Consider the following 25,348-nt stretch of genomic DNA (forward strand, 5'->3'; position numbering starts at 1 on the left):
CCGCACCAGCGGCCCCGCCCCCGCGACTCCATGGAGCCTCAGACGGCCAGGACCCGCGCCTTTGCAAGGCCGGCCAGGATCGCGTCCACCGTCTCGTCGACCGTCAGGTCCGAACTGTCCAGCCACAGGCCCAGCCGCGGGGTTCCGGAGCGCAGGCCCGCGTCCAGGTCCTCCACCGTCCACGCGCCGTAGCCCGTCTTGCCTCGGGCGGCCTCACGCGCCGCGACCGCGTCCGGCCTCGGGGCCAGCACGACGACGTACACGGGACGTGTGCGCAGCAGCTCGACGTACGACTTCAACTCCTCGCCCAGGATGACGTCCTGGACGACCGCGACGAAGCCCGCCGCCGCGTAGGCGTCCGCCGTGGACGCCGACAGGCCGTAGCGGAGCCGGAGTTGGGCCTCCGCCTCCGGCGACGCGCCGGGCTCGTACTCCTGGCCGCCCGACACGATCATCCGGCGGAACACATCGCCCCGCACATGCGCGGCCCGCGGCAGCCGCTCGGCCAGCGCCTGCGCCACCGTGGACTTGCCGGACGCCATGATGCCCGTGATGACGACGACGCCGCCCTCAAGAGGCGCCGTCACGTCGCCACCGCCGCCTGCGGGCGGATCGGCAGACGGTTGACCGGGCGGCCCGTCGCCGCGCGGACCGCCGACGCGATCGCCGCCGGGGACGTCACGACCGGCACCGCGCTGGCCGCCTTCGCACCGAAGGGGGCGACGACGTCACGCTCCTCCACCAGCTTCACGATGCGGATGTCGGGGATGTCCAGGGCCGTCGGCAGGGCGTAGCCCGTCAGGTCGGGGTGCCGGACGAGACCGCGGGGCGTGCGGAGGTTCTCCGTCAGCGCCGCGCCCACGCCCATCGTGACGCCCGCCTCGATACGCGTCTTCAGCTGGGCCGGGTTGAGGATGCGGCCCACGTCCTGCGCCACGGCCAGCTCCACGACCCGTACCGCACCGATCTCGATGTCGACGTCGACCACCGCGCGGATCGCGCAGAACGCCATCCCCACGAACGCGTCGCCCTGGCCGGCCTCGTCGAGCGGCTCGGTGGGATGCGGGCGGCATTGCGCCGTCGCCCACAGCTCCTTGCCGTCCATCGCCTCCGTGACGGTGGTCGAGAGCACACCGTCGTACGACGTGATCTTGCCGTCGGTGATCTGGAGCAGCTCCGTCGACATGCCGAACTTGTGCGCCAGGGGCTGGAGGAGCTGCGTCCTGACCATCTTCGCCGCACGTTCCACCGCGCCGCCGGAAACCCAGGTGTGGCGGCCGTGGCAACTCGGGCCCGCCGGGGGCTGATCCGTGTCGACGGGGGCCACGCGCACGTCGTCGATGCCCAGCGTCTCCTGGACGATCTGCCGGGCCAGCGTCGTGAAGCCCTGGCCCGTCTCGACGGCCGCGCAGATCACCGTGGCGACGCCGTCCTGCACCTTCACGGTGGCCGTGGAGACCTCGTCCGCGCCCTCCGCGCCCAGGAGTTGGACCATCCCGAGGCCGTAGCCGACGCCCCGCCGCACGGCTGCCGGATCGCCCGCGCCCTCGGGACCGCCGGGCAGCAGCCACTCGTCCTCGGGGGTGTCCTTCGGCAGCTCGGGAAGCGGGAAGTCCCGTACGGCGGTGAGGAGTTCGGCGACCGGCGCCGGGCACGTCACGGTCTGGCCGGTGGGCAGGATGTCGCCCGTGGCCATCACATTGCGCAGCCGCAGTTCCGCCGGGTCGATGCCCAGCTTCTTCGCGATCTTGTCCATCTGGGCTTCGTACGCCGCGCACACCTGCATCGCGCCCTCGCCCCGGACATGCCCGGACGGCGGGTTGTTGGTGCGCACCGCCCAGCCCTCGATGAAGGCGTTCGGCACGACGTAGGGACCGCAGGCGAAGGAGACGGCCGCCGCGAGCGCGTCCGACGACGTGTCCGCGTACGCGCCCGCGTCGAGCAGGACCTGCGCCTCCACCTTCACCAACTTGCCCTCGGCGTCCGCGTGGTGGCGGTAGCGGAGCAGCGTCGGGTGGCGGTGCGCATGCCCCAGGAAGGACTCCTCGCGGGTCGCCGTCAGCTTTACCGGGCAGCCGGTCTGCAGGGCGAGCAGACCGAGCGGGAGGTGGAAGCTGGCGTCCTCGCGGTCGCCGGTCGCGCCGGGGACGCCCGTGACGACGACCTTCACGATGCCGGGGTCGATGCCGTAGCAGGCGGCGGCCATGTCGCGGTCGGTGTGCGGGTCGGTGGAGGCGATGTAGAGCTCCACGCCGCCGTCCGGACGGGGGACGGCGAGACCCGCCTCCGCGCCGATCGGCGCCGGGTCCTGGCGGCCGATGCGGTAGAGCCCCTCGACGACGAGCTCGCCCGCCGCCTCCGGGTCGCCGTGCCGCAGCGGGATGTGCCGGATCAAGTTGCCGTCGGGGTGCAGGGGTTCGGCCGCGAAGGCCTTCTCCGGGTCGGTGACGGGATCAAGGATCTCGTACTCGACGAAGATCGCCGCGGCGGCCATCCGTGCCGTGTCCGGGTGATCGGCGGCGACGGCCGCGATGGGCTCGCCGTGGTGGCGTACGACGTCGGAGGCGAAGACCGGACGGTCCGGGGTCTTGCGGCCCAGCAGCGCCTCGCCGGGCACGTCCTCGTGCGTGACGACGGCTCGCACGCCCGGCATCTCACGGGCCCCGGAGGTGTCGATCGACACGATGCGCGCGTGCGCGTGCGGCGAGCGCAGGACGGCCGCCCAGAGCAGGCCCTCCGCCCACAGGTCGGACGCGTACGGGAACGTGCCCTCCGTCTTGGCGCGCGACTCGGCGGACGGCAGCGAGGCACCGATGCCGTGCGGCAGGGGTTCGGGGCCGGGCTGCGGCTCCGCTGCGGTCGCGGTGCTCGCGCCCCCCGCGGCTTCGTTGCTCACGCCTGGCCTCCGTCCTGGCCGTATGGTCCTTCGTACGTTCCGTCCTGTGCCGCCGGGTTGACCCCGCCGGCACCGGGGCCCGCCTGGTGCGGGATGCGCGGCTCGTCCGGCGGGGCGTCGGCTGCCGTGGGCTCGGCGGCGGCCGCGGAGGCCTCGCGCTCGGCGACCACCTCGTGCACGGCATCGAGCACACCCCGGTAGCCGGAGCAGCGGCAGAGGTTGCCGCACAGGGCGCGGCGGGTCTCCAGGTCGGTGGGGGCGGGGTTGCCCTCCAGGAGGTCGTGCAGGGTCATCGCCATGCCGGGCACGCAGAAGCCGCACTGGACGGCACCGCACTTGGCGAGGGCGCGCTGCACGTCGGAGGGCTGGCCGTCGGCGGCGAGACCCTCGACGGTGCGCACCTCGCTGCCGGCGGCGGTGGCCGCGGGCACCAGGCAGGAGGCGACGAGCCGCCCGTCCACCTGGACGTTGCAGGCACCGCACTCGCCCTGCGAGCAGCCGTCCTTGGCGCCCGCGAGGCCGAGGCGCTCGCGCAGCACGTAGAGCAGGGACTCGCCGATCCAGGCGTCGGTGACGGGGCGGTCGGTGCCGTTGACGCGCAGGACGTACGAGCAGAGGGGGTGCTCGTCGGGGAAGGCGGAGTCCCGCGGGGCGACTTCGGCGTCGGCCTCGGGCTCGGGCTCGGCTTCGGGGACTGCCTCGGGAGCAGCCTCCGCTTCGGGCTGCGGTTCCGGCGCCTCGGCTTCGGGCTCGGGCTCCGGCTCGTGCTCGACGACCTCCTGCGCAACCGGAGGCGCAGCCTCGGGCTCGACGGACTCGACGGACTCGACGGACTCGAACTGCGCGACCGGCACCTCGGGCGCCACAGGAACCTCATGGGCCACCCGCTCCGGCAGAGGCTCCGCCACCGGTTCCGCCACCGGTTCCGCCACCGGCTCCGGAGCCCAAGGCGCCCCCGCCCCGGCGCCCCCCGTCGCCCACGGAGCCGCCGCCCCGCCCGGCAGTGTCGCGGGCGGCGTGCCGCCCCACTGTTGGGCGAGCGAAGACGTGGTGAACTCGCCCGATTCGTCCGGAAGATCACCATCGGCGACCGGAATCGACCACTGCCCGGTGACATCCGCGGGCGCGGGCGCCGGGAGGCCGCCCTCGGCCTCATGGAAGTTCCACTGCGAGGTGGCCCCGGGGTCGTACGCCTGCTCCGGCACGTGCGGCGCCTCGTGCACCTCGCCGGCGGCGGGCCACTGCACGTTCTGCACGCCCTGCGCACCGGAGGCCGCCCCGGTCGCATCGGACGGCATGACCCACGTCCCGGTGGCCGCCGGGTCCGTCGCGTCGGCCGACGTCGGGGTGACCGTTATCTGCGGCGGCACATAGCCGTGCCCCGGCGCGGCGAGCGGCGAGCCGTCCAGGAGGCCTTCCGGCAACTGCACGAAGGCCGTGGCGTCCGAGTCGTACTCGCCCTGCGGGTGCGGCTGCCAGCCGCCGTTTCCGTTCTCCTGGTCGTCGCTCACGACAGCGCCCTCCCCAGTGCTCGTCGGGCCAGCGCGGCGACCGTGCGCCGCAGGTGCAGTACGGCGGGCGGCAGCGGCTGCGGGGAGCCGTCCTGTGCCGATGGCTGGTCGGGGATACACGCGGCTGCGACGTACTCGCCGAAGGCCGTGAGCGCCTCCGGGACGATCGCCCGGTCGCCGTCCCAGTCGATCAGCGAGGCGACCCACTGCTCGGCCTCCAGGGGCCGCAGCGGCATCGGCGCGACGGCGCCGACCGCACAGCGCACACCGCGCCGTGCGGGATCGAGCACGAGCGCGACCGAGGCGACGGCCCGGCCGGGTCCCGTACGTCCGGTCGCCTTCAGGAAGACCTGCGGGGCGTGCAGCAGCGGCACCCGCACGAAGCCGATGAGTTCGCCGGGCCTGAGCATGTCCATCCCGGCGAGCAGATGCGCGACGGGGGCCTCACGGCGTGCGCCGCCGGGGCCCGCGATGACCAGGACGGCTTCGAGCGCGGCGAGCACGGGCAGCGTGTCACCGGCGGGCCCCGCGCTCGCGATGTTGCCGCCGAGCGTGCCCGCGTTGCGGATCTGCGGCGGTCCCGCGGCGCGCGCGGCGGCGGCGAGCGCCGGGATCAGGGCAGCGAAGTCGGGGCGCCCCATGCGCGCGTGGGTGAGCCCGGCGCCGAGCAGCGCGTGACCGTCCTGGTACTGCCAGCCGCGGATCTCGCTGATGCGGCCGAGGCCGACGAGCGCGGCGGGGCGCAGGAGTCCCTTGTTGACGGCCGCCATGAGATCGGTGCCGCCGGCGACGGGCACGGCGGCGGGCAGCGCGGCGAGCGCCTCCACCGCCTCGTCGAGCGTCCCAGGCAGCTTCGCCGTGTGCGCGGTCAGCGCCGCCTGCGGTGCGTGCGTGGTCAAAACCGGCTGCCCCTTCCCGATGCCCGGCGGCTTTCTCGCCGTTCCCACCGTTACGCCTGTTCCGCCGTACGGTACGTGCTCACTGCCCGGACGTGGCAACTCTGGCACATCTTCCCCGGGCCCCGGCGCGGGGGTCCGCTAGGAGGCATTCATCCGCAGAACCGGGGGATGTGCCGGTTTCGCACGCCCTCACCGGTGGGCGGGAATTGCCACCCTTCGGTGATCCTTGTACGGCTTCCTTCCGGCCGCCCACGGTCCCAGCGCGGGCGGCCGGACACGCGCACTATGGGGTGCGCCTCACACGTTTGGGGGCGACCCGTCGATCGGGCGTCCGAGCACACCGGGGCGTCGCTGCCACGGCAACGGGCCACCGGGCGGCCGATAGTCGACGCCGAGTGCGTCAAGTCGCGCGTAGTGCGCGGTCATTCGCCGTCCGAAGTCCGCGAAGTCGCGTTCCGCGGGGTCGGGGAGCGTGCTCCAGGCGACCTCCGCGAAGGCGGCGAGACGCGGGAACACCTGGTAGTCCACGCGTGCGTGGTACTCCATCACCTCGGTCCAGACGTTGGCCTGCGTACCGAGGACGTGCCGGCGCCCGGCCTCGTCGAGCTCGGGCGGAAGTGGCTCGAAACGGTAGACGTCCTCGAGCGTGCGCACGTACCCGATGGGGGCGGGCTCGTCGGCTCCCGCGTGCTGCCGGTGGTCGAAGTACACCTGCTGCTCGGGGCACATGACGACGTCGTGCCCGGCCCGCGCGGCCGCGATGCCGCCGCCGTAGCCGCGCCAGGACGAGACGGTCGCGCCCTCCGCGAGGCCGCCCTCGAGGATCTCGTCCCAGCCGATGAGCCGCCGCCCGCGCGCGGTCAGCCACGTGTCGAAGTGCCGGATGAACCAGCTCTGCAGCCCGTCCTCGTCGCCGACCCCCAGCTCCTTGATGCGGGCCTGGGCGGCGGGCGACTGCCGCCACTGGTCCTTGGGGCACTCGTCGCCGCCGACGTGGATGAAGGTGGAGGGGAAGAGGTCGAGGACCTCCTCGAAGACCCCTTCGTAGAAGCGCAGTACGTCCTCGGTCGGTGCCAGGACGTTCGGGTTGACGCCCCAGGTGTCCCAGACGCCGAGCGCCTCGGTGTCGACGACGTCGGTGTTGCCGAGTTCCGGGTACGCGGCGATGGCGGCCTGCGAGTGGCCTGGAATGTCGATCTCCGGTACGACGGCGATGTGCCGGGCGTGGGCGTACGCGACGATCTCGCGGATGTCGTCCTGTGTGTAGAACCCGCCGTGCGGCGTCTCGTTCCACAGCTCGGACGCGCGGTGCCCCCACTTGGACCGCGGCCGCCAGGAGCCGACCTCGGTGAGCTTCGGGTAGCGCTTGATCTCGATGCGCCAGCCCTGGTCGTCGGTGAGATGGAAGTGGAAGACGTTCAGCTTGTGGGCGGCGAGCAGGTCCAGGTAGCGCAGCACGCCTTCCTTGGGCATGAAGTGCCGGGACACGTCGAGCATCATGCCGCGCCAGCGGAAGCGGGGTGCGTCCTCGATGACGCACCCCGGGACGGTGTGCGTCGCGTCCGGCCGCAGCGGCGCCCGGCGGTAGGCCTCGGGCCCGATGAGCTGCCGCAGGGTCTGCGCGCCCCAGGAGACGCCGGGGGCGGCGCCGCCCCGGATCTCCACGCCCCCTTCGGCGACGGTGAGCCGGTACGCCTCGGGCGCGAGGGAGTCGTCGACGGACAGCGAGATGGCGCCGCTCCCGGTGCCGGGCGCGAGCGGCAGCCCGAGCGCGGCACCGAACGTCGAGCGCAGCCAGCGCTCGGCGGACCCGGTGCCGGGGGCGGCGTGGAGAACGGTCGACTGGTCGAGGATGAAGCCTTCGCCCTGCGGGCCCTCGGCGCGTGCGGGCGCCGGGATGAGTTCCTCAAAGGTCATGCCGCGAGACTTCCACGCGATTGCGCGACGCAAAAGGGGCGTTGCGGCACGCGCAACGCCCCTCTGCCCTGCGGGCCGTGGACCGGTCCGGCGTGGCTACTTCTTGCCGCCGCCCTTGCCGTCCTTGCCGCCCTTGTCCTTGTCGCCGCCGGCGCCCATGGACTCGTAGATCTCCTTGCACATGGGGCAGACGGGGTACTTCTTCGGGTCGCGACCCGGCACCCACACCTTGCCGCAGAGCGCCACGACGGGCGTACCGTCCAGCGCGCTCGCCATGATCTTGTCCTTCTGGACGTAGTGCGCGTAGCGCTCGTGGTCGCCGTCACCGTGCGACACCTTCGGCGTCGGCTCTACGAGGGTCCCCGTACCTGCCCCGCGCTCGGGCTCGGGCTCAAGAGTGCTCATGGCATCCAAGGGTACCTACGCCCGCCGGGTCCGGGCATCGGCTGCGCCCGTATCGGGCGGCCGCACCGGTGACGGCGTGCAGCAGCAGGCCCGCCGCCGCGACCGCGGCCGCCGCCCAGGGCAGCCGGTCGGCGGGCAGCCCCGCCGACAGGGCCAGACCGGCCAGGCCCGAGCCCACCGCGCTGCCCAGGTACAGCGCGGAGTTGTTGAGGGCCAGGGCCACCGTCCCGCGTTCCGCGCGCAGGGACAGCAGGCGGTGCTGCTGGGGGACTTGGAGGGCCCAGCCGGCCGCACCCCACACGACGAGCGCGGGGAAGGCCGCGGCGCCGAGCAGCGGCAGCGTGCCGACGGCGAGCACCAGCGCCGCCATCAGCCCGCCGACCAGCGCGACCGCCTTCCCCGTACGGTCCACGAGCGGCCCGGCGGCGACGCTGCCGATCACCCCGCCGATGCCCCAGGCCCACAGATAGGGCGCGACGTCGCCCTCCCCCACGCCGCCCGCCGCGTCGAGCACCGGAGCGAGGTAGGTGTACAGGCCCAGGCTCGCGATCGCGCCGAGGAAGGAGACCCCGACGACGGGTACGACGCCGCGGTCGGTGAGCGCGCCGAGCCGGGCCCGCGCGGCCACCGGCGGGTCGGCGGGCACGGGCGGCAGCCACACGAGGAGCCCCGCGAGCGCGATCACGCCGAGCCCGGTCACGCCCCACATCGTGGCCCGCCACCCGGCGTGTCCGGCCAGCAGCACCCCGAGCGGCACCCCCAGCACGGTGCCCGAACTCATCCCGCCCATCACCAGGGCGAGCGCACGCCCGCGCCGCTCCCCCGGCACGAGCGCGGCGGCGGCAGCGGTGGACAGGGCGGAGTAGACCCCGGCCCCGGCACCCGCGACGGCGCGGGACAGGAGCAGCATCGCGAGGCCCGGCGCGAGGGCGGTCAGGGCGTTGCCGAGGGTGAAGACGCCGAGCGCGGCGATGATGAGCACGCGGGGGCGTACGCCTGACGCGAGCCCCGCGACGAGCGGCGCGCTCACGGCGTACGCGAGGGTGAAGACGGTGACCATCTGCCCCGCGAGGGAGACGCTCGTCCCCAAGTCCCCGGCGACGACCGGCAGCAGCCCGGCCATCACATAGGCATCGAGCCCCAATGTGAAGCTCCCCAGCATCAACAGCCACACCTTGCGCACGGCACTCAGCTCCCTCATACGTCCGTGACGTCATCGCGTCATCACGTCATCCGAGGGAAACGTAGGCAGCCTCCGCATCACCGGGGAAATGCCCGTGGCGTGCGTTTATGCCGGTGCGGCATGGATCCTTATGCTGGGTCGGCATGGACCACCCACCCGCCGCGACGCCACTGGTCGAGACCGTCGAACTGCGGCATCTGCGGGGCTTCCTCGCCGTCGCCGAAGAGCTGAGCTTCACGCACGCCGCCGACCGGCTCCGTATCGGACAGCCCGCGCTCACCCGGACCGTGCGCGCCCTCGAAGAGGCCGTCGGCGCACGGCTCCTGGACCGCACCACGCGCCGCGTCGTCCTCACCGAGGCGGGCCGCCGGCTGCGGGACGACCTCGCCCCGCTGCTGACCCGCCTGGACGCCGCGCTGCGCGCGCCCCTCGCAGAACCGGCCCCGCTCCGGCTCGGCTTCACCTCCGTGCTGCCCGAGGCCTGTGTCGCGCTGACCTCCGCCTTCAAGGCGGCGACCGGCACCGGCGTCCGCCTGGTGCGGCGCGACACACCCCTTGCGGGCCTGGAGTCGGGCGCCTGCGACATCGCGGTCGTACGGGGCGACATCCCGCCCGGCGCGGCCGTCCGCACCCGGCTGCTCCTGCACGAGCCGCGCGTCGCCGTGGTGGCACGCGGCGCGAAGGAGCTGGCCGGCCGCCGCGTCGTGGACTGGGCGGAGCTGGCCGACGTCCCCCTGGTGGTGAACACGGTCACCGGCACCACCCGCCCCGACCTGTGGCCCGAAGGACGCCGCCCCGAACCGGCCTGCACCGCCGACAACTTCGACGAGTGGCTGGAGGCGGTGGCGGCGGGCCACGGCGTCGGCGTGGCCCCGGAACCGGTGGCCCGCAGACACACCCACCCCGCGCTGCGTCACGTACGCCTGAAGAACGCGCCGCCGGTGGCGGTGCACTTGGCGGTCCCGGCGCGGGACGCGCATCCGCTGGCGGCGCGCTACCTGCTCAACGCGCGGGTCAGCCCAGGAACTTGTACAGCGCCGCGCCGATGATGACGAGGATCACGGCGCCCTCGATCCAGTCGGAGACGGTGAACCCCTCCGACTTCCCGGAGCCCTCGGAAGACTTCGCCCCGTCCTGCTCCTCAGCAGCCAACTCCCACACCCACTTCGACGACGCCTGAATGTCACGTACGCGTCAGGACGTTATCGGTGGAACAGACGGTTCCCCGCCCGGGGGTCAGTTCAGGGACGGATCATCCGGATACGTCGCCACCATCGCCAGCTCACTGCGCTGTCTGCGCAGCACCGACCGCCACAGCCGCTCCGGGTCCGGGGACGACACGTCTCCCGGCTCCGACTCGACGACGTACCAGGCGCCCTCGGCCAGCTCGTCCTCCAACTGGCCCGGGCCCCAGCCCGCGTAACCCGCGAAGATCCGCAGGGAGCCCAGGGCGGGCGCGAGCAGCTCGGGCGGGGCGTCCAGGTCGACCAGGCCGATCGCGCCGTGCACCCGGCGCCAGGCCAGCGGGCCCTCGTCGCCGGGGATCACCGCCACGCCGAGCGCCGAGTCGAGCGAGACCGGGCCGCCCTGGAAGACCACCCCGGGCGAGCCGGCCAGATCGCCCCAGCCCTCCAGGATGTCCGCGACCTCCACCGGCGTCGGCCGGTTGAGGACCACGCCGAGCGAGCCCTCCTCGTCGTGGTCGAGGAGCAGCACCACCGCGCGGTCGAAGTTCGGGTCCGCCAGGGCAGGCGTGGCCACGAGCAGCCGCCCTGTGAGCGAGGACACCTCGGTCATGGACCACATGATCCCGCATCTTTCACTCGCGGGGGGAGGCAATGGGCGTATGCGAGTGAATGCAGCTCAGGGCGCAAAGAAGCGCCGCGAGCGCACGCCGTGGACGGTGACCCGGAGTGTCCGGTTCCGAACGGTTCGTGTTGTCACGGACTTCTGACAGGTTTGGCGCGCACTTGGCCTTACGGAAGGGGGGTACGCGGCCATTACGCTTGCCCTTTGGTCCACCCGTCCATCTCATCGGAACGCGAGATTCATGACCGTCACCGACGATGTACTGCTTGTCCACGGCGGAACCCCGCTGGAGGGCGAGATCCGTGTCCGCGGCGCGAAGAACCTCGTGCCCAAGGCCATGGTCGCCGCGCTGCTCGGCAGCGCCCCGAGCAGGCTGCGCAATGTCCCGGACATCCGGGACGTCCGTGTCGTACGCGGGCTGCTACAGCTGCATGGCGTCACGGTCCGCCCCGGCGACGAGCCGGGCGAGCTGGTCATGGACCCCTCGCACGTGGAGAGCGCCAACGTCGCGGACATCGACGCCCACGCCGGGTCGTCGCGCATCCCGATCCTGTTCTGCGGGCCGCTCCTGCACCGCCTCGGCCACGCCTTCATCCCCGGCCTCGGCGGCTGCGACATCGGCGGCCGGCCGATCGACTTCCACTTCGAGGTGCTCCGCCAGTTCGGCGCCACCATCGAGAAGCGCGAGGGCGGCCAGTACCTGGAGGCCCCGCAGCGCCTGCGCGGCACCAAGATCCGGCTGCCGTACCCGTCCGTCGGCGCCACCGAGCAGGTGCTCCTGACGGCCGTACTCGCCGAAGGTGTGACCGAGCTCTCGAACGCCGCGGTCGAGCCCGAGATCGAAGACCTCATCTGCGTGCTGCAGAAAATGGGCGCGATCATCGCGATGGACACCGACCGGACCATAAGGATCACCGGCGTCGACAGCCTGGGCGGGTACAACCACCACGCCCTGTCGGACCGCCTGGAGGCCGCCTCCTGGGCTTCCGCGGCCCTGGCGACCGAGGGCAACATCTACGTCCGCGGCGCCCAGCAGCGCTCGATGATGACGTTCCTGAACACCTACCGGAAGGTGGGCGGTGCCTTCGAGATCGACGACGAGGGCATCCGCTTCTGGCACCCGGGCGGCTCGCTCAACGCCATCGCCCTGGAGACGGACGTACACCCCGGTTTCCAGACCGACTGGCAGCAGCCCCTGGTCGTGGCCCTGACGCAGGCCGCGGGCCTCTCCATCGTCCACGAGACGGTCTACGAGTCCCGCCTCGGCTTCACCTCCGCGCTCAACCAGATGGGCGCGCACATCCAGCTCTACCGCGAGTGCCTGGGCGGCTCCGACTGCCGCTTCGGCCAGCGCAACTTCCTGCACTCGGCGGTCGTCAGCGGCCCCACGAAGCTGCAGGGCGCCGATCTGGTCATCCCCGACCTGCGCGGCGGCTTCTCGTACCTGATCGCGGCCCTGGCGGCGCAGGGCACGTCCCGCGTGCACGGCATCGACCTGATCAACCGCGGCTACGAGAACTTCATGGACAAGCTCGTGGAGCTCGGCGCGAAGGTCGAGCTGCCGGGGCGCGCGAAGCTGTAGGGCTTCTCGGTACGCAGAAGGGGCGGCCACCCGAACCGGGTGGCCGCCCCTTCTGCGTGCTGCCTGAGGCTTACTTGCCCTTGGCGGCTTCCTTCAGCTTGGAGCCGGCGGAAACCTTGACGCTGAAGCCGGCCGGGATGTTGATCGGCTCGCCGGTCTGCGGGTTCCGGGCGGTGCGAGCGGCACGGTGGGTGCGCTCGAAGGTCAGGAAGCCGGGGATGGTGACCTTCTCGTCGCCCTTGGCAACGATCTCGCCGACGGTCTCGGCGAACGCGGCCAGCACGGCGTCGGCGTCCTTGCGGGTCACCTCGGCGCGGTCGGCCAGCGCGGCCACCAGCTCACTGCGGTTCATGTTTGTACTCCCGTGTTCTTCTTGCCGTTGAGGCGTGCCACGCGGCGGAGCCGCATGTTGGGCACAGCGAAGCCGATGCTGCCAGGGTCCTGGTCGGGACCCGGGCCCGGGTCCGTCGTCAGACCCTCGCGCCCAGAAAGGCATCCTGCCCCCACCTGCGGCGGGAAAGCCAATCCGGCACCCATGGGAGTCACACGAAAAGCGCCACTGCCTCGAATTGGTGACGCTCCGTCCGCTCCCGGCAGCGGACCGCAGGGCCTGGAAGGCTCGCGTGCCCGCCACCCTAGAGGGCGGGCACGGGCCCTGCGTTCCACGACGCGCCGTACTACTGGGCCGTGGCTCCCGTCACAGCCGCCCCCGCCGCCTTCGCCGCGGTGCGCACGGCGCCGGCGACGGCACCCGCGACCTTGTCGTTGAAGACGCTGGGGATGATGTAGTTCGGGTTGAGCTCGTCCTCGGCGACGACGTCCGCGAGGGCGCCGGCCGCGGCCAGCATCATCTCCGTGTTCACGGTCCGCGACTGGGCGTCGAGCAGTCCGCGGAACACGCCCGGGAAGACCAGGACGTTGTTGATCTGGTTCGGGAAGTCCGAGCGGCCGGTGGCCACAACTGCCGCCGTCTGGCGGGCGATTGCGGGGTCCACCTCGGGGTCCGGGTTCGCGAGCGCGAACACGATGGCGCCGTCCGCCATGGCCGCGACATCGTCGCCGCCCAGCACGTTCGGAGCCGATACGCCGATGAAGACGTCGGCGCCGACGACCGCTTCCTTGAGGGTGCCGCGGGCGCCCTCGGGGTTGGTGTTGTCGGCGATCCAGCGCAGCGGCGAGTCCACCGCGGCGTCCACGAGGTCCTCGCGGTCGGCGTGCACGACGCCGTGGATGTCGGCCACGACGGCGTGCTTGACGCCCGCCGCGAGCAGCAGCTTGAGGATGGCCGTACCGGCCGCGCCGGCGCCGGACATCACGACCCGTACGTCGCCGATTCCCTTGCCCACCACGCGCAGCGCGTTGGTCAGCGCGGCGAGCACGACGATCGCGGTGCCGTGCTGGTCGTCGTGGAAGACGGGGATGTCCAGGGCCTCGCGCAGGCGGGCCTCGATCTCGAAGCAGCGGGGCGCCGAGATGTCCTCCAGGTTGATGCCCGCGAAGCCGGGGGCGATGGCCTTGACGATCTCGACGATCGCGTCGGTGTCCTGGGTGTCCAGGCAGAGCGGCCAGGCGTCGATGCCGGCGAAGCGCTTGAAGAGGGCCGCCTTGCCCTCCATGACCGGGAGCGCGGCCTTCGGGCCGATGTTCCCCAGGCCAAGAACAGCTGAACCGTCCGTTACGACCGCAACGGAGTTGCGCTTGATGGTGAGGCGGCGGGCGTCCTCGGGGTTCTCGGCGATCGCCATGCACACGCGGGCCACGCCCGGGGTGTAGACCATGGACAGGTCGTCACGGTTGCGGATGGGGTGCTTCGACGCCATCTCGATCTTGCCGCCGAGGTGCATCAGGAACGTACGGTCGGAGACCTTGCCGACGTTCACGCCCTCGATGGTGCGCAGCTGCTCGACGATCTCGTCCGCGTGCGTGGTGGAGGTCGCGGCGATCGTGACGTCGATCCGGAGTGCCTCATGCCCGGAAGCCGTGACGTCGAGGCCGGTCACCGAGCCTCCGTGGGACTCGACGGCCGTGGTGATCTGGGAGACCGCCGTGCCGCTCGCGGGCACCTCCAACCGGACCGTGTTCGAGTAGGAGACGCTGGGCGCCGTTGCCATGGCCGACTTCCTCTGCTTTCACCGTGTAGCTCTTGCCGTCCGATCGTCGCACCTACCCGTAAGTACGTGGTAGCCGCCCCGGATTGCGAACGTTTCGTTCACGAGGTTTTCGGAAACTTGTTTCCACCATACGAGAAGTTACGGGGTGCCGGTAGAGGGGCGGGCGGGGAAAACGGAAAACGGAAAGAGGTCCTCGTCACTGGGTGACGAGGACCTCTCCTACGTTCATGACACCGACCCGCCATGCTCGCCTCGCGGCAAGTGGTCGCTCGTAGCGACGAAGGTTGGGCCCGGGGGCTTGGATCGAGCCGGTGCCACGTCCAAGGTAACAAACGATCCCCGCAAGGCAATTCCCGTCCCGGAAAGAACTTCGCGGATCAGCCGCGGTGCGAGTCCCGGACCAGCCGGGGATCAGCCGGACGTCAGTCCCGCAGCAGGTCGGGCACCCCCGCCGCGTCCGGCTCGTCTCGCTCGCCGGACAACACCGTGAGCTGCTGGGTCGCCCGCGTCAGCGCCACGTACAGGACCCGCAGACCGGCCGGGGACTCGTCCGCGATCTCCGCCGGAGAGACGACGACCGTCGCGTCGTACTCCAGGCCCTTGGCCTCCAGGCTGCCCAGCGCGACCACCCGTTCGCCGAGCCCGGCCAGCCAGCGGGCCGCCTGTTCGCGGCGGCCCATCGCCACGACGACGCCCACCGTGCCGTCGACCTGGTCGAGCAGGCGCGCAGCCTCGGCGCGCACGGAGGCGCCGAGATCCCCGTCACGTACGACGGCGCTGTGTCCATTGTTCGCTGTCGCGAAACGTGGCTCGACACCAGTGGACCGGACGGCTGACGGCGACTCGGAGCCCGGCATCGCCAGGGCGAGCACCTTGGCGGCGAGTTCGGCGATCTCGGCGGGGTTGCGGTAGTTGACCGTGAGGGTGAAGCGGCGGCGCGGGCGGGTGCCGAGGGCCTCGTCGCGGGCCGCCGCCGCCTCGTCCGGGTCGGACCAGGAGGACTGCGCGGGGTCGCCGACGACCGTCCAGGTGGCGTGCCGGCCGCGGCGGCCCACCATGCGCCACTGCATCGGGGTGAGGTCCTGCGCCTCGTCGACGATGACGTGCGCGTACTCGGTGCGCTCCGCCGCGAGCCGCTCGGCGCGCTCCCGCTGGGACTCCTCGCGCTGCGGCATCAGCTCGTCGAGGCCGGTCAGCAGGTCCAACGGGTCCAGGTCCTTCTTCTTGCGGGGCCTGTGCGGCGTACCGAGGATCGCCTGCAGCTCGTCGAGGAGCGCCACGTCGTGCACGGAGAGGGCGTCGCGCTTGAGCGAGCGGGCGACCTTGCGGACCTCGCCGGGGTTCAGGACGCGGCGGGCCCAGCGGCCAAGACGCCTCTCGTCGGCCATCGCCGAGAGCACGCCGCGCGGGGTCAGCTCGGGCCACCAGGCGTCGAGGAAGCGGATGAAGTCGTCCTCGGAGGTGATGTCGTCGTCGAAGGAGGAGCGGAGTTCGGCGGCGAGTTCGGGGTCGCTGTGCCGGCCCGCGGCGCCGGACTGGGACCACAGGGCGTCCAGGAGGAGCTTCCTCGCGCGGGGGCGCAGCAGGTTCACGGGGGCCGTGCCGCCGAGTGCGGCGCGGCGGATCCGCTTGAGCTGGTCGGATTCCAGCTCCAGGCGGCGGCCGAAGGCGACGACGCGGAGCCGGGTGGGGGTCGCGGCGGGGGCCTGGACCTCTGCTTCCTCCTCCCCGAAGGTGAGCTGCTCCGCGTCGGCCGGGGCGGCCTGCGGGGTGGGGCCGGCCGCGGCGGGAGCGCTCTCCAGCGCTCCCCGCGCCGCTTTCCGCAGCACATTCAGCATCCGCGACGAGCCCTTGACCCGCGCCACCGCCGGGGAGTCGTAGACCGTGGCCTCCTCGCCCGCCGCCTCGTCGGCCAGGGAGCCCACCGCGCGGATCGCGACCTGGCCCTCCTCGCCGAGCGAGGGCAGGACGCCTTCCGTGTACGCCACCAGGAGCGGGGTCGGCGAGACGATCAGGATGCCGCCCGCGTACCGGCGGCGGTCCTGGTAGAGGAGGTAGGCCGCGCGGTGCAGCGCGACCGCGGTCTTTCCGGTGCCGGGCCCGCCCTCGACGTACGTCACCGAGGCTGCGGGCGCCCGGATCACCATGTCCTGCTCGGCCTGGATGGACGCCACGATGTCCCGCATCGTGTGGCTGCGGGCCTGGCCGAGGGCCGCCATCAGGGCGCCGTCGCCGATGACCGGCAGCGTCTCGCCGTTCAGGGACGCCGTCAGCTCGGGGCGCATCAGGTCGTCCTCGACGCCGAGTACCTTGCGGCCCTTGGAGCGGATGACCCGACGGCGTACGACACGACCGGGGTCGACCGGCGTCGAGCGGTAGAAGGGCGCGGCGGCCGGGGCCCGCCAGTCGATGACGAGCGGGGAGTAGTCCGCGTCGAGGACACCGATCCGCCCGATGTGCAGGGTCTCGGCGATATCGGCGGTGTTGTCCGCGCCGACCGCGTCCTCCGCCGGCTCGACCGACGTGTACGCGCCGTCCGGGCCCTTCTTGCCGTCCTTGCCGAGCAGCAGGTCGATGCGCCCGAAGAGGAAGTCCTCGAACTCGTTGTTCAGGCGGTTGAGATGGACGCCCGCGCGGAAGACCTGCGCGTCCCGCTCGGCCAGCGCGCCCGGCGTACCGACCTGGGAGCGCTTGGCCGCGTCGTTCATCAGGAACTCGGCCTCGTGGATCTTCTCCTCGAGACGCCGGTAGACCTGGTCGAGATGTTCCTGTTCGACGCTGATCTCGCGGTCGCGTACGTCGGCCACCGAGGCCCCTTTCCTGCGTGCAGCTGCCCTGTCGAGCAGCCGTCTACCGTACGCGAAAGGGGGCCCCTATGTGCACTTCTCCTGCACGACTCCTACGCGTCCACCTCCACGAGACGGTCGCCGTCGGAGGTGGTGACCTCGAAGTGGTCGATGTCGTTCCGGTCCATCGCGGCGCCCCCGTGGACGTACAGGGGGTTACGGGCCCACTTGTTCGGGCTGTCCTCGATGCCGTAGCCCCACTTCGGGACGGACCAGGTGGTCACCGTCTCCTTCTCGCCGTCCTTGCCGACCGCGACCAGGGAGCACTTGAGCGGGCCCTTCACGTTCTTCAGCTCAAGGACCGTGTGCGTGCCCCAGGCCTTCTTCTCCGTGCCGACCGTGGCGCTGACCTTGGTCCTGGGGTCGGTGGCCCGGATCTTGTCGTCCATGTGGTTGAAGAAGGCGTCCTCGGCGGGGCTGGTCGGATGCGGTTCGCCCGCCACGTCCTTCGTGCCGCCGCCGTCGTCGTCGCTCACCGCGAGGACCGTGAGCGGACCGCCGACGATCAGCGCGGCCGCCGCGGCGACCAGGTACATGCCGCGCCTGCGCTTGTGGGCGCGCTTGACCGCGACCTCGTCCACCAGGCGCTCCGCGAGCCGCGGGCTCGGCCTCGCGGCGAGCTGTTCGCCGATCTCCGGTACGGGGCGTACGCCGCGGGCGCCGGGGAAGTCGGCGAGCGCGGCCAGCATCGGCTCCATGCCGGAGAACTCCTCCAGCTGCCGCGCGCAGTACTCGCAGCCGGCCAGATGCGCCTCGAAGGCGGTCGCCTCCGCCGGGTCCAGGATGCCGAGGGCGTAGGCGCCGACGGTCTCGTGCACGTCGGGCGTACTGTGCCCGCCCGCCGACTCGTACGGGAACTCGTTCATGCCGTCACCCCCCGCTCCTCCAGCGCCAGCTTCATCGAGCGCAGCGCGTAGAACACCCGCGAGCGCACCGTCCCGCTGGGTATACCCAATGTCTCGGCCGCCTCATTGACCGTACGCCCCTTGAAATAGGTCTCGACGAGGACCTCGCGGTGCGCGGGGGTCAGGTCGTCGAGCGCGTCCGAGAGAGTCATCAGCCACAGCGCCTTGTCGATCTCGTCCTCCGCGGGGATGACCTCCAGCGGTGACGGATCGACCTCCTGCGGCCGGGCCTGCCGGCTGCGGTGGCCGTCGATGACGATGCGCCGGGCGACCGTCACCAGCCAGGGGCGTACCGAACCGGTAGCTCGGTTGAGCTGACCGGCGTTCTTCCAGGCACGGATGAGCGTTTCCTGTACGACATCTTCGGCGCGCTGCCGGTCTCCCGCCACAAGCCGGAGCACATAGGCGAGAAGTGGACCCGCGTGCTCGCGGTAGAGCGCGCGCATCAACTCCTCGTCGGGTCCGCCGCGTTGGACCAGGCGATGTCGGTGCGGGCGTTCCTGCGGGCGCTCATCGGCCACGGCGGAATCCTTGCGCACGTCTGCCTCCGGTGTCCGCACTTCGTCGGGCTCTTCTTGACTCGCTCACCGGGGATGTACGTACGGAACGGTGAGGGCGTTCAAGCGCGCCCGGAAGTTTTCGGATCACGGCCGGCGAGGGCCGTTCACGCCCGGGCGAGTGCCGCCCTGCGCCGGTGTCTGGCCACCCGCTCGCGGTTGCCGCAGACCTCGCTGGAGCACCAGCGGCGGCGGCGCCCGCGGGACGTGTCCAGGTACACGATGGGGCAGTTGTCGCCCTCGCACTGGCGCAGGAGGGCGCGTGCCGCCGGGTCGGTGAGCAGGTCGACGGCGTCGCGGGCGACGGCCGCGAGGAGCGCCGCGCAGCCGGGGTCGCCGTTGAGGACGCGGACGAGGGTGCCGTCGGGGCGGCGGATCGCCCGGGAAGCGGGCGGGGCCGCCGCGGCGAACGCGTTGACCCGGGCGAGCGCGCCGTCCGCGGACCGCCCCTCCAGTTCCCCGCGCACCAACTGCCCTATGTGGTCTCGCAGTTCACGGAACCCGACCAGCCAGCCGGGACCCGCTCCCGGCAGCGCCGTTCGGTCCGGGACGAGCCCGGTACCCGCGAGCCAGGCGCGCAGCCGGTCCACGGAGTCGAGCCGTTCCACGGGATGGGTCGTCGCCACGAGATCCAGGCAGCTCCGCCCGGAGTCGAATCGCAGCTCGTACGTGGCCGGGTGATCCGTGGCCAACGCCATGCGCCTGTCACCGCCTTGTGGGGTTACCGGTGAGTGCTCCCCCTTACAGTGCCTCGCCGAGGGCGGGCGGGGAACCCCTGGGCACGGGCGCGGCTGAGACGCCCGCTTATGGGGGCGCGCTTCGTAACCATGGTCCGGCGCCGGTCCACCCGGTTGACTCGATCACATGAGGGACAACCGAGTGACCGACAAGCGGGGACAGCGCACCACCGGTGCCGTGCTGACGGCGGCCACCGTGACCATGGGCCTGATCTCCGGAGCGTTCTACATCTTCGCCTGCGGCGTGATGCCGGGCCTCGCACGCAGCGACGACCGCGTCTACATCGAGGTGATGCAGGACATCAACGACGCGTTCAACAACCCGGTCTTCTTCGCGAGCTTCTTCGGGGCGCTGATCCTGACGGCGGTCTCGGCGTGGCAGCTGCGCGGGACGGCCCCGTACCGCTGGGTGCTCGCGGCGCTCGTCGCGTATCTCCTGGCCTTCGCGCTGACCTCGGTCGTGAACGTACCGCTGAACGACGAGCTCGCGGACGCGGGCGACCCGGCGAAGATCGCCGATCCGGCCGCCGTGCGCGAGAAGTTCGAGGACGCGTGGCTGGCCTGGAACGTGGTGCGGGCGGTGCTGTCCACGGTCGCGGTCGGCCTGCTGGCGCGGGCGCTGGTACTGCTGGGCCGGGGCGAACGGCCCGCTCACTCCGCGTACTTGGCCCCGGCGGCCGGATCCAAGGCCAGCCGGTAGCCCCGCTTGACCACCGTCTGGATCAGCTTCGGTGCGCCAAGTGCCGTACGCAGCCTGGCCATTGCCGTTTCCACCGCGTGCTCGTCGCGTCCGGCGCCGGGCAGCGCCCGCAGCAGTTCGGCGCGGGAGACCACCCAGCCGGGCCTGCGGGACAGGGCCCGGAGCAGGGCCATCCCGGCCGGCGGCACGGGCCGCAGCTCGTCGTCGACCAGCACCGCGTGCCCCCGTATCTCCACGCGGTGCCCGGCGACGGGCAGCGTACGGGCGCGGGCGGGCAGCTCCTGGCAGAGCACCTGGACCAGGGGGCCGAGCCGGAAGCGCTCGGGCTGCACGGTGTCGACCCCGCGCGCCTGGAGCGGCAGCGCGGTGACCGGTCCGACGCAGGCGGCGAGGACGTCGTGCCGGAGGGCGGCGAAGAGGTCGATCGCCATGCCGCGCTCCTCGGCGCGGGCGAGGAGGGAGGCGGCGGCAGGCGCGCTGGTGAAGGTCAGGGCGTCGACGCCGCGGGCGACGGTGGCGTCGAGGAGCCGGTCGACCGGGCCGAGGTCCTCTGGCGGCATCCACCGGTAGACGGGCACACCGACGACCTCCGCGCCCCCGGCCCGCAGCGACTCGACGAAGCCGGGCAGCGGCTCGCCGTGCAGCTGGAGCGCGATGCGCTTGCCGTCGACGCCTTCCCCGAGCAGCCGGTCGAGCACCTCCGCCATGGACTCGGAGGACGGCGACCACTCCTCGGTGAGCCCGGCGGCCCGGATGGCCCCTTTGACCTTGGGCCCGCGGGCCAGCAGCTCGACTCCCCGAAGACATCGCAGCAGCGCCTCGCCGTACCCCCACCCGTCGGCGGCGGCGACCCACCCCCTGAATCCGATGGCGGTGGTGGCGACCACGACGTCGGGCGCGTGGTCGATCAACTCCTTGGTGGCGGAGAGCAGTTCGCTGTCGTCGGCGAGCGGCACGATCCGCAGCGCGGGTGCGTGCAGGACGGTCGCGCCGCGCCGCTGGAGCAGCGCGCCGAGCTCGTCGGCGCGCCGGGCGGCGGTGACGCCGACGGTGAATCCGGCGAGGGGGCCGTTCTGCTGGCTCGCGTGCATGGCTGCTCTCGTCCCGCTAGTGCTGCGCCGGCGTCCGGTCCGGCGTACCCCGTGGTGTGGTCCGGGGTTGAACGAGACTGCCAAGCCTCCGTGTCAGCCCCGGATCACGATGATGTCGTACGTGTTACGCCGATTCTCGCGCCGCCCCGCTCAGACTTCCGCGTACGTGAGCTGGGGCTTTGCCTCGGTGGCCGGTTCCGCGGCGGCCGGCGCGGCGGGCCGCCGAAGGTATACGGCCCAGGTGACGACGAAGCACACGGCGTAGAAGGCGAGGAAGGCGATGAAGGCCCCGGTCCCCGACCCCACGGTCTGGAAGGACTGCCGGAAGGCGAGGTTGATGCCGAGCCCGCCGAGCGCGCCGACGGCACCGATGAGCCCCATGGAGGCCCCGGAGAGCCGCCGCCCGTAAGCCGCGGCAGCCTCCCCCTCAAGCCCCATCTGCACGGCCTTGGCCTGAAAGATCCCGGGAATCATCTTGTACGTGGACCCATTGCCGAGCCCCGTGAGCACGAACAACGCGATGAAGGCGACGGTGAACAGGGCGAGGGATTCCCGCACGGAGGCAAGGACGACGACACTCGTGGCGACGCCCATGCCGACGAAGTTCCACAGGGTGATGCGGGCCCCGCCGAGCCGGTCGGCGAGCCGCCCGCCGACGGGCCGGATGAGGGAGCCGAGGAGCGGCCCGATGAAGGTGATGGACGCGGCCTGCAACGGCGTACGCCCGAACTGGGTCTGCAGCACGAGCCCAAAGGCAAAGCTGTACCCGATGAACGACCCGAAGGTCCCCACGTACAGCAGGGCCATGATCCAGGTGTGCGGATCGCGTACGGCTTCCTTGGCGGCGCCGGTGTCGTTCTTCACGGTGGCGAGGTTGTCCATGAAGAGGGCGGCGCAGAGGGCGGAGACGAAGATGAGCGGGATGTAGACGCCGAGCAGCACCCGGGGCCCGCCCCCGGCGCCGATGACCGCGAGCCCGGCAAGCTGCACGACGGGCACACCGATGTTGCCGCCACCGGCGTTGAGCCCGAGCGCCCATCCCTTCTTCCTGAGCGGGAAGAAGGAGTTGATGTTGGTCATGCTGGAGGCGAAGTTGCCGCCGCCGACGCCGGTGAGCAGGGCGCACAGCATGAAGGTGGTGTAGGAGGTGCCGGGCTCCATGACCACGAAGGCGGCGACGGTCGGGACGAGCAGCATGCTCGCCGCGATGATGGTCCAGTTGCGCCCGCCGAAGCGGGCGACGGCGAAGGTGTAGGGAACCCGGACGACGGCCCCCACCAGCGTCGCCATCGACACCAGGAAGAACTTTCCGGCGGGGTCGATCCCGTACTCGGGCCCCATGAAGAGCACCATGACGGACCAGAGGGTCCAGATGGAGAACCCGATGTGCTCGGAGAGAATCGAGAACACCAGATTCCGCCGGGCAACCCGCTCCCCTCCCCGCGCCCAGAACTCCTCGTCCTCCGGGTCCCACCGCTGGATCCATGACATGTCAGGCCTCCGCATCTCCCACAGCTAGCGGCTGATGACCCGAAGCTAGGAAGAACGCATTTCAGCCCTGTGCCGCGCGGTGACCCCTGGGGAACTTTGCTCTCACGTGGGGGTGGGGCGGTCGGTGAGGGCCCGTGCGGAGCTCACCCCAGGTGCGTGTCCCCCAGGGAGACGAGGAGCCGCCGCAGCGCCCCGTCAAGAGCCGCGCGGTCGGCCGGTGTCAGAGCGGCCAGCATCCGCTCCTCGTTGGCGATGTGGTCGACGACCGCGCGGTCGACGAGTTCGAGCCCCGCGTCGGTGAGGCGGACGCGGATGGCGCGGCGGTCCGCGGGGTCCGGCCTGCGCTCGATGAGACCCTTGCGCTCCAGCTTGTCGAGGCGGTTGGTGATGGCGCCGGAGGTCACCATCGCGGTCTTGATGAGACCGCCCGCGGTCAGCTCGTGCGGTGCGCCCACGCGGCGGAGGGTCGCGAGAACATCGAACTCGGCGAACTCCAGCCCGTACTCGACGAAGACCCGTTTCATGCCCTTGCTCAGCAGATGATCGGCGCGCTTGACGCGACCGACCAGGGCCATCGCGTCCAGCGCGGCGAGATCCAGGTCCGGACGCTCGCGCCGCCACTGACCGCGGAGCTCGTCGATGGCGTCGGCACTGTCCTTGGCGCTGACCTTGGCGCTGACCTTGGCACTGCCCTTGGCACTGCCCTTGGCACTGCCCTTGGCACTGCCCTCGGCGCTGCCCTCGACGGGCGCCGGCCCTTGCTCAGCCATGGCTGTTCTCCTCCCTCGTCCCAGCGCCCGAACCGGCATCTCAACTATCTCAACGTTCAGATACTTGACGTTCGTAGACCCTGGGGTGCATATTTATCTCAACGTTAAGAATAACAGCGTTCAGCGGAATCGCATCGAGGGGGAACACGCCATGTCCAGCACCACGTCCACCATCAGCAGCACGGCACGCCGGGTCGCCGGCACCACCGCCGCCCCGGAGACGCCCGGCCGCCCCCGCACCTCCGCCAAGGCCGCCGCCGGCATCGCCGCGCTGGCCGCCATCGGCCCCGCGACCTGGGGCACCACCTACGTCACCACCACCGAGCTGCTGCCCCCCGACCGCCCGTTGCTCGCCGCGGCCCTGCGCGCGCTCCCCGCCGGCCTGATCCTGCTCGCGCTGACCCGCCGGCTCCCGAGCGGCGACTGGTGGTGGAAGGCGGCGGTGCTCGGCATCCTCAACTTCGGGGCGTTCTTCCCCCTCCTCTTCTTCGGCGCCTACCACCTCCCCGGCGGCGTGGCCTCGACGATCAGCGCGGTCATGCCGCTGCTCGTCGCCGGCTTCGGGATCGGCGTACTCAAGGTGCGCCCCACACGCCGTACGTTGATCGCCGGGCTCGTCGGCGTCGCAGGCGTCGCGCTCCTCGTGCTGCGCGGCAGCGCCGCCTTCGACCTCGCGGGCATCGCGGCCATGCTGGTCGCCACCACGCTGATGGCACTGGCGGTCGTACTGAGCAAGCGCTGGGGACGCCCGGAGGGTGTCTCGCTGCTCGCCCTCACCGGCTGGCAGCTGACCGCGGGCGGTCTGGTCCTGGCCCCCATCGCCCTCTCCTTCGAGGGCCTGCCCGGCCACCTCACGGGCACCAACATCGCCGGATACGCCTACCTCGGCATCATCGGCACGGCCATCGCGTACGCCCTGTGGTTCCGCGGCATCGAGCGGCTCCCCGCGTCGTCGGTGTCGTTCCTCGGCCTGACGAACCCGGTCGTCGCGACGCTCGCCGGCCTGCTGCTCCTGGGCCAGACCCTGACGCCGTGGCAGGTGGGCGGCCTGGTCCTGGTGGTGGCGAGCGTGCTGCTCGGCCAGAGCGGCCGGGGCCGTTCATCGCGCCGCGCCTGACCGACTACTCCCTCATTGACATCACCCCACCACCTTGTTTGGAGCTGATCCCATGCGCATCACCGTCTTCGGAGCGGCCGGAAACGTCGGCAGCCGAGTAGTCGCAGAGGCCCTCACCCGAGGCCACGAGGTCACCGCGGTCGTCCGAGACGCCGCCCGCTTCACCGAACTGCACCCGGACGCGGCCCACGTCACCGGAAACGCCCAGGACCCGCAGCGGGTGGCCGAGTTGAGCGCGGGCCAGGACGTCGTGGTCAACGCGACCAGACCGGCGCCGGGCCGCGAACCCGAACACGCGGCCATCAGCAGGTCGCTGCTGGCGGGCCTGGCCGGCATCGACGGCGTACGACTGCTGATAGTGGGCGGGGCGGGCAGCCTGCTCGCCCCGGGCGGCGAGGGCATCCTCGCGATCGACGATCCCGCGTACGTCCCGTCGGCCTGGCGGCACATCGCGGAGGCGTCCAACGCCCAGTACGACGCGGTGCGAACGGCGGAGACGAAGGTCGACTGGACGTACCTGAGCCCGTCGGCCGTACTCGAACCGGGCGTCCGCACGGGCAAGTTCCGCGTCGGGACGGATGAACTCCTGGTCGACGCGGAGGGCAACTCGGCGATTTCGATGGAGGACTTGGCGGTGGCGCTGATGGATGAGGTGGAGCGACCGAGGCACCGGAGGGCGCGCTTTACGGCTGGGTACTAGGGGGGTTGGGGGTATGGGGCGGGATGGGGTGGGGGGGTTGGGGGGGGGGGGGCGCCCGCGGCGGCCCCCCCCCCCCCCCCCCCCCCCCCCCCCCCCCCCCCCCCCCAAAAAACAACCCCCC

Annotated in this window: 23 protein-coding genes; 5 read left to right on the forward strand and 18 right to left on the reverse strand. The window is 72.0% G+C overall.

The genetic code is table 11. From position 1 onward, the window contains the following. Positions 1-38: 38 nt before the first annotated feature. The 7 genes from ACIBKX_RS06480 to ACIBKX_RS06510 form a co-directional block, all read right to left on the reverse strand. Positions 39-587: an AAA family ATPase gene (locus ACIBKX_RS06480; RefSeq protein ID WP_363271991.1), complete on the reverse strand. Its 549-nt coding sequence runs from the start codon at positions 585-587 to the stop codon at positions 39-41. Then, on the reverse strand, positions 584-2,896 hold the full coding sequence (locus tag ACIBKX_RS06485) for a molybdopterin cofactor-binding domain-containing protein (RefSeq protein WP_363271992.1): 2,313 nt from the start codon (positions 2,894-2,896) through the stop codon (positions 584-586). The genes ACIBKX_RS06480 and ACIBKX_RS06485 overlap by 4 nt, the downstream gene beginning before the upstream one ends. Next, on the reverse strand, positions 2,893-4,407 hold the full coding sequence (locus tag ACIBKX_RS06490; protein WP_363271993.1) for a 2Fe-2S iron-sulfur cluster-binding protein: 1,515 nt from the start codon (positions 4,405-4,407) through the stop codon (positions 2,893-2,895). Before ACIBKX_RS06490 ends, ACIBKX_RS06485 begins: the two co-directional genes overlap by 4 nt. Next, on the reverse strand, positions 4,404-5,306 hold the full coding sequence (locus tag ACIBKX_RS06495) for an FAD binding domain-containing protein (protein ID WP_363271994.1): 903 nt from the start codon (positions 5,304-5,306) through the stop codon (positions 4,404-4,406). Before ACIBKX_RS06495 ends, ACIBKX_RS06490 begins: the two co-directional genes overlap by 4 nt. Before the next feature lie 297 nt (positions 5,307-5,603). After that, positions 5,604-7,223, reverse strand: coding sequence for a beta-N-acetylhexosaminidase (locus ACIBKX_RS06500; RefSeq protein WP_363271995.1), 1,620 nt, complete (start codon positions 7,221-7,223; stop codon positions 5,604-5,606). 96 nt (positions 7,224-7,319) lie between these two features. After that, positions 7,320-7,628, reverse strand: a complete 309-nt coding sequence (locus tag ACIBKX_RS06505; RefSeq protein ID WP_363271996.1) for a DUF3039 domain-containing protein — start codon at positions 7,626-7,628, stop codon at positions 7,320-7,322. Continuing rightward, positions 7,615-8,829 (reverse strand): MFS transporter, encoded by a 1,215-nt coding sequence (locus ACIBKX_RS06510; RefSeq protein ID WP_363271997.1) that lies wholly within the window; start codon positions 8,827-8,829, stop codon positions 7,615-7,617. The genes ACIBKX_RS06505 and ACIBKX_RS06510 overlap by 14 nt, the downstream gene beginning before the upstream one ends. 125 nt (positions 8,830-8,954) lie before the next feature. Here ACIBKX_RS06510 and ACIBKX_RS06515 point away from each other — a divergent pair, with 125 nt between their 5' ends. Continuing rightward, positions 8,955-9,860 carry a LysR family transcriptional regulator gene (locus tag ACIBKX_RS06515; protein ID WP_363271998.1) on the forward strand — a complete coding sequence of 302 codons (906 nt, stop codon included), beginning with the start codon at positions 8,955-8,957 and terminating at the stop codon, positions 9,858-9,860. Here ACIBKX_RS06515 and ACIBKX_RS06520 read toward each other — a convergent pair. Further along, positions 9,826-9,963: a hypothetical protein gene (locus ACIBKX_RS06520; RefSeq protein WP_363271999.1), complete on the reverse strand. Its 138-nt coding sequence runs from the start codon at positions 9,961-9,963 to the stop codon at positions 9,826-9,828. The genes ACIBKX_RS06515 and ACIBKX_RS06520 overlap by 35 nt on opposite strands. A gap of 84 nt (positions 9,964-10,047) precedes the next feature. Further along, positions 10,048-10,608, reverse strand: a complete 561-nt coding sequence (locus ACIBKX_RS06525; RefSeq protein ID WP_363272000.1) for a YqgE/AlgH family protein — start codon at positions 10,606-10,608, stop codon at positions 10,048-10,050. Between the two features lie 253 nt (positions 10,609-10,861). On the opposite strand from ACIBKX_RS06525, the gene murA reads away from it, so the two are divergent. Further along, a complete protein-coding gene (gene murA / locus ACIBKX_RS06530) occupies positions 10,862-12,202 on the forward strand; it encodes a UDP-N-acetylglucosamine 1-carboxyvinyltransferase (protein ID WP_363272001.1) in 1,341 nt (446 codons plus the stop codon). A 70-nt stretch (positions 12,203-12,272) separates the two neighbouring features. On the opposite strand, the gene ACIBKX_RS06535 is transcribed toward murA, so the two are convergent. From ACIBKX_RS06535 to ACIBKX_RS06560, 6 genes are all read right to left on the reverse strand, one after another. After that, entirely contained in the window at positions 12,273-12,554 is a 282-nt protein-coding gene (locus tag ACIBKX_RS06535; RefSeq protein ID WP_030680681.1) for an HU family DNA-binding protein, read from the reverse strand. Positions 12,555-12,879: 325 nt separating this feature from the next. Further along, positions 12,880-14,313 (reverse strand): NAD-dependent malic enzyme, encoded by a 1,434-nt coding sequence (locus ACIBKX_RS06540; RefSeq protein ID WP_363272002.1) that lies wholly within the window; start codon positions 14,311-14,313, stop codon positions 12,880-12,882. Positions 14,314-14,735: 422 nt separating this feature from the next. Continuing rightward, positions 14,736-17,120 (reverse strand): UvrD-helicase domain-containing protein, encoded by a 2,385-nt coding sequence (locus ACIBKX_RS06545; RefSeq protein ID WP_363272003.1) that lies wholly within the window; start codon positions 17,118-17,120, stop codon positions 14,736-14,738. Positions 17,121-17,212: 92 nt separating this feature from the next. Beyond that, a complete protein-coding gene (locus ACIBKX_RS06550; RefSeq protein ID WP_363272004.1) occupies positions 17,213-18,025 on the reverse strand; it encodes a zf-HC2 domain-containing protein in 813 nt (270 codons plus the stop codon). Continuing rightward, complete coding sequence (locus ACIBKX_RS06555) at positions 18,022-18,603, reverse strand: sigma-70 family RNA polymerase sigma factor (protein ID WP_363272005.1); 582 nt, start codon at positions 18,601-18,603, stop codon at positions 18,022-18,024. Before ACIBKX_RS06555 ends, ACIBKX_RS06550 begins: the two co-directional genes overlap by 4 nt. Before the next feature lie 125 nt (positions 18,604-18,728). Further along, positions 18,729-19,319 (reverse strand): CGNR zinc finger domain-containing protein, encoded by a 591-nt coding sequence (locus ACIBKX_RS06560; protein ID WP_363272006.1) that lies wholly within the window; start codon positions 19,317-19,319, stop codon positions 18,729-18,731. A gap of 166 nt (positions 19,320-19,485) precedes the next feature. Here ACIBKX_RS06560 and ACIBKX_RS06565 point away from each other — a divergent pair, with 166 nt between their 5' ends. Beyond that, entirely contained in the window at positions 19,486-20,058 is a 573-nt protein-coding gene (locus ACIBKX_RS06565; protein ID WP_363272007.1) for an anthrone oxygenase family protein, read from the forward strand. Here the strand turns inward: ACIBKX_RS06565 and ACIBKX_RS06570 are convergent. The 3 genes from ACIBKX_RS06570 to ACIBKX_RS06580 form a co-directional block, all read right to left on the reverse strand. Then, on the reverse strand, positions 20,010-21,149 hold the full coding sequence (locus tag ACIBKX_RS06570; protein ID WP_363272008.1) for a uroporphyrinogen-III synthase: 1,140 nt from the start codon (positions 21,147-21,149) through the stop codon (positions 20,010-20,012). The two genes, ACIBKX_RS06565 and ACIBKX_RS06570, sit on opposite strands and share 49 nt — an antisense overlap. 150 nt (positions 21,150-21,299) lie before the next feature. Continuing rightward, positions 21,300-22,640 (reverse strand): nitrate/nitrite transporter, encoded by a 1,341-nt coding sequence (locus ACIBKX_RS06575; protein ID WP_363272009.1) that lies wholly within the window; start codon positions 22,638-22,640, stop codon positions 21,300-21,302. 143 nt (positions 22,641-22,783) lie between these two features. Then, complete coding sequence (locus ACIBKX_RS06580) at positions 22,784-23,410, reverse strand: MarR family transcriptional regulator (RefSeq protein WP_363272010.1); 627 nt, start codon at positions 23,408-23,410, stop codon at positions 22,784-22,786. Between the two features lie 151 nt (positions 23,411-23,561). On the opposite strand from ACIBKX_RS06580, the gene ACIBKX_RS06585 reads away from it, so the two are divergent. Both ACIBKX_RS06585 and ACIBKX_RS06590 read left to right on the forward strand, forming a co-directional pair. Then, positions 23,562-24,527 (forward strand): EamA family transporter, encoded by a 966-nt coding sequence (locus tag ACIBKX_RS06585; protein WP_363272011.1) that lies wholly within the window; start codon positions 23,562-23,564, stop codon positions 24,525-24,527. Between the two features lie 52 nt (positions 24,528-24,579). Beyond that, on the forward strand, positions 24,580-25,227 hold the full coding sequence (locus tag ACIBKX_RS06590) for an NAD(P)H-binding protein (RefSeq protein ID WP_363272012.1): 648 nt from the start codon (positions 24,580-24,582) through the stop codon (positions 25,225-25,227). Positions 25,228-25,348: the final 121 nt, after the last annotated feature.

It is taken from the genome of Streptomyces sp. NPDC050658 (assembly GCF_044457025.1).
Taxonomy (GTDB): Bacteria; Actinomycetota; Actinomycetes; order Streptomycetales; family Streptomycetaceae; genus Streptomyces.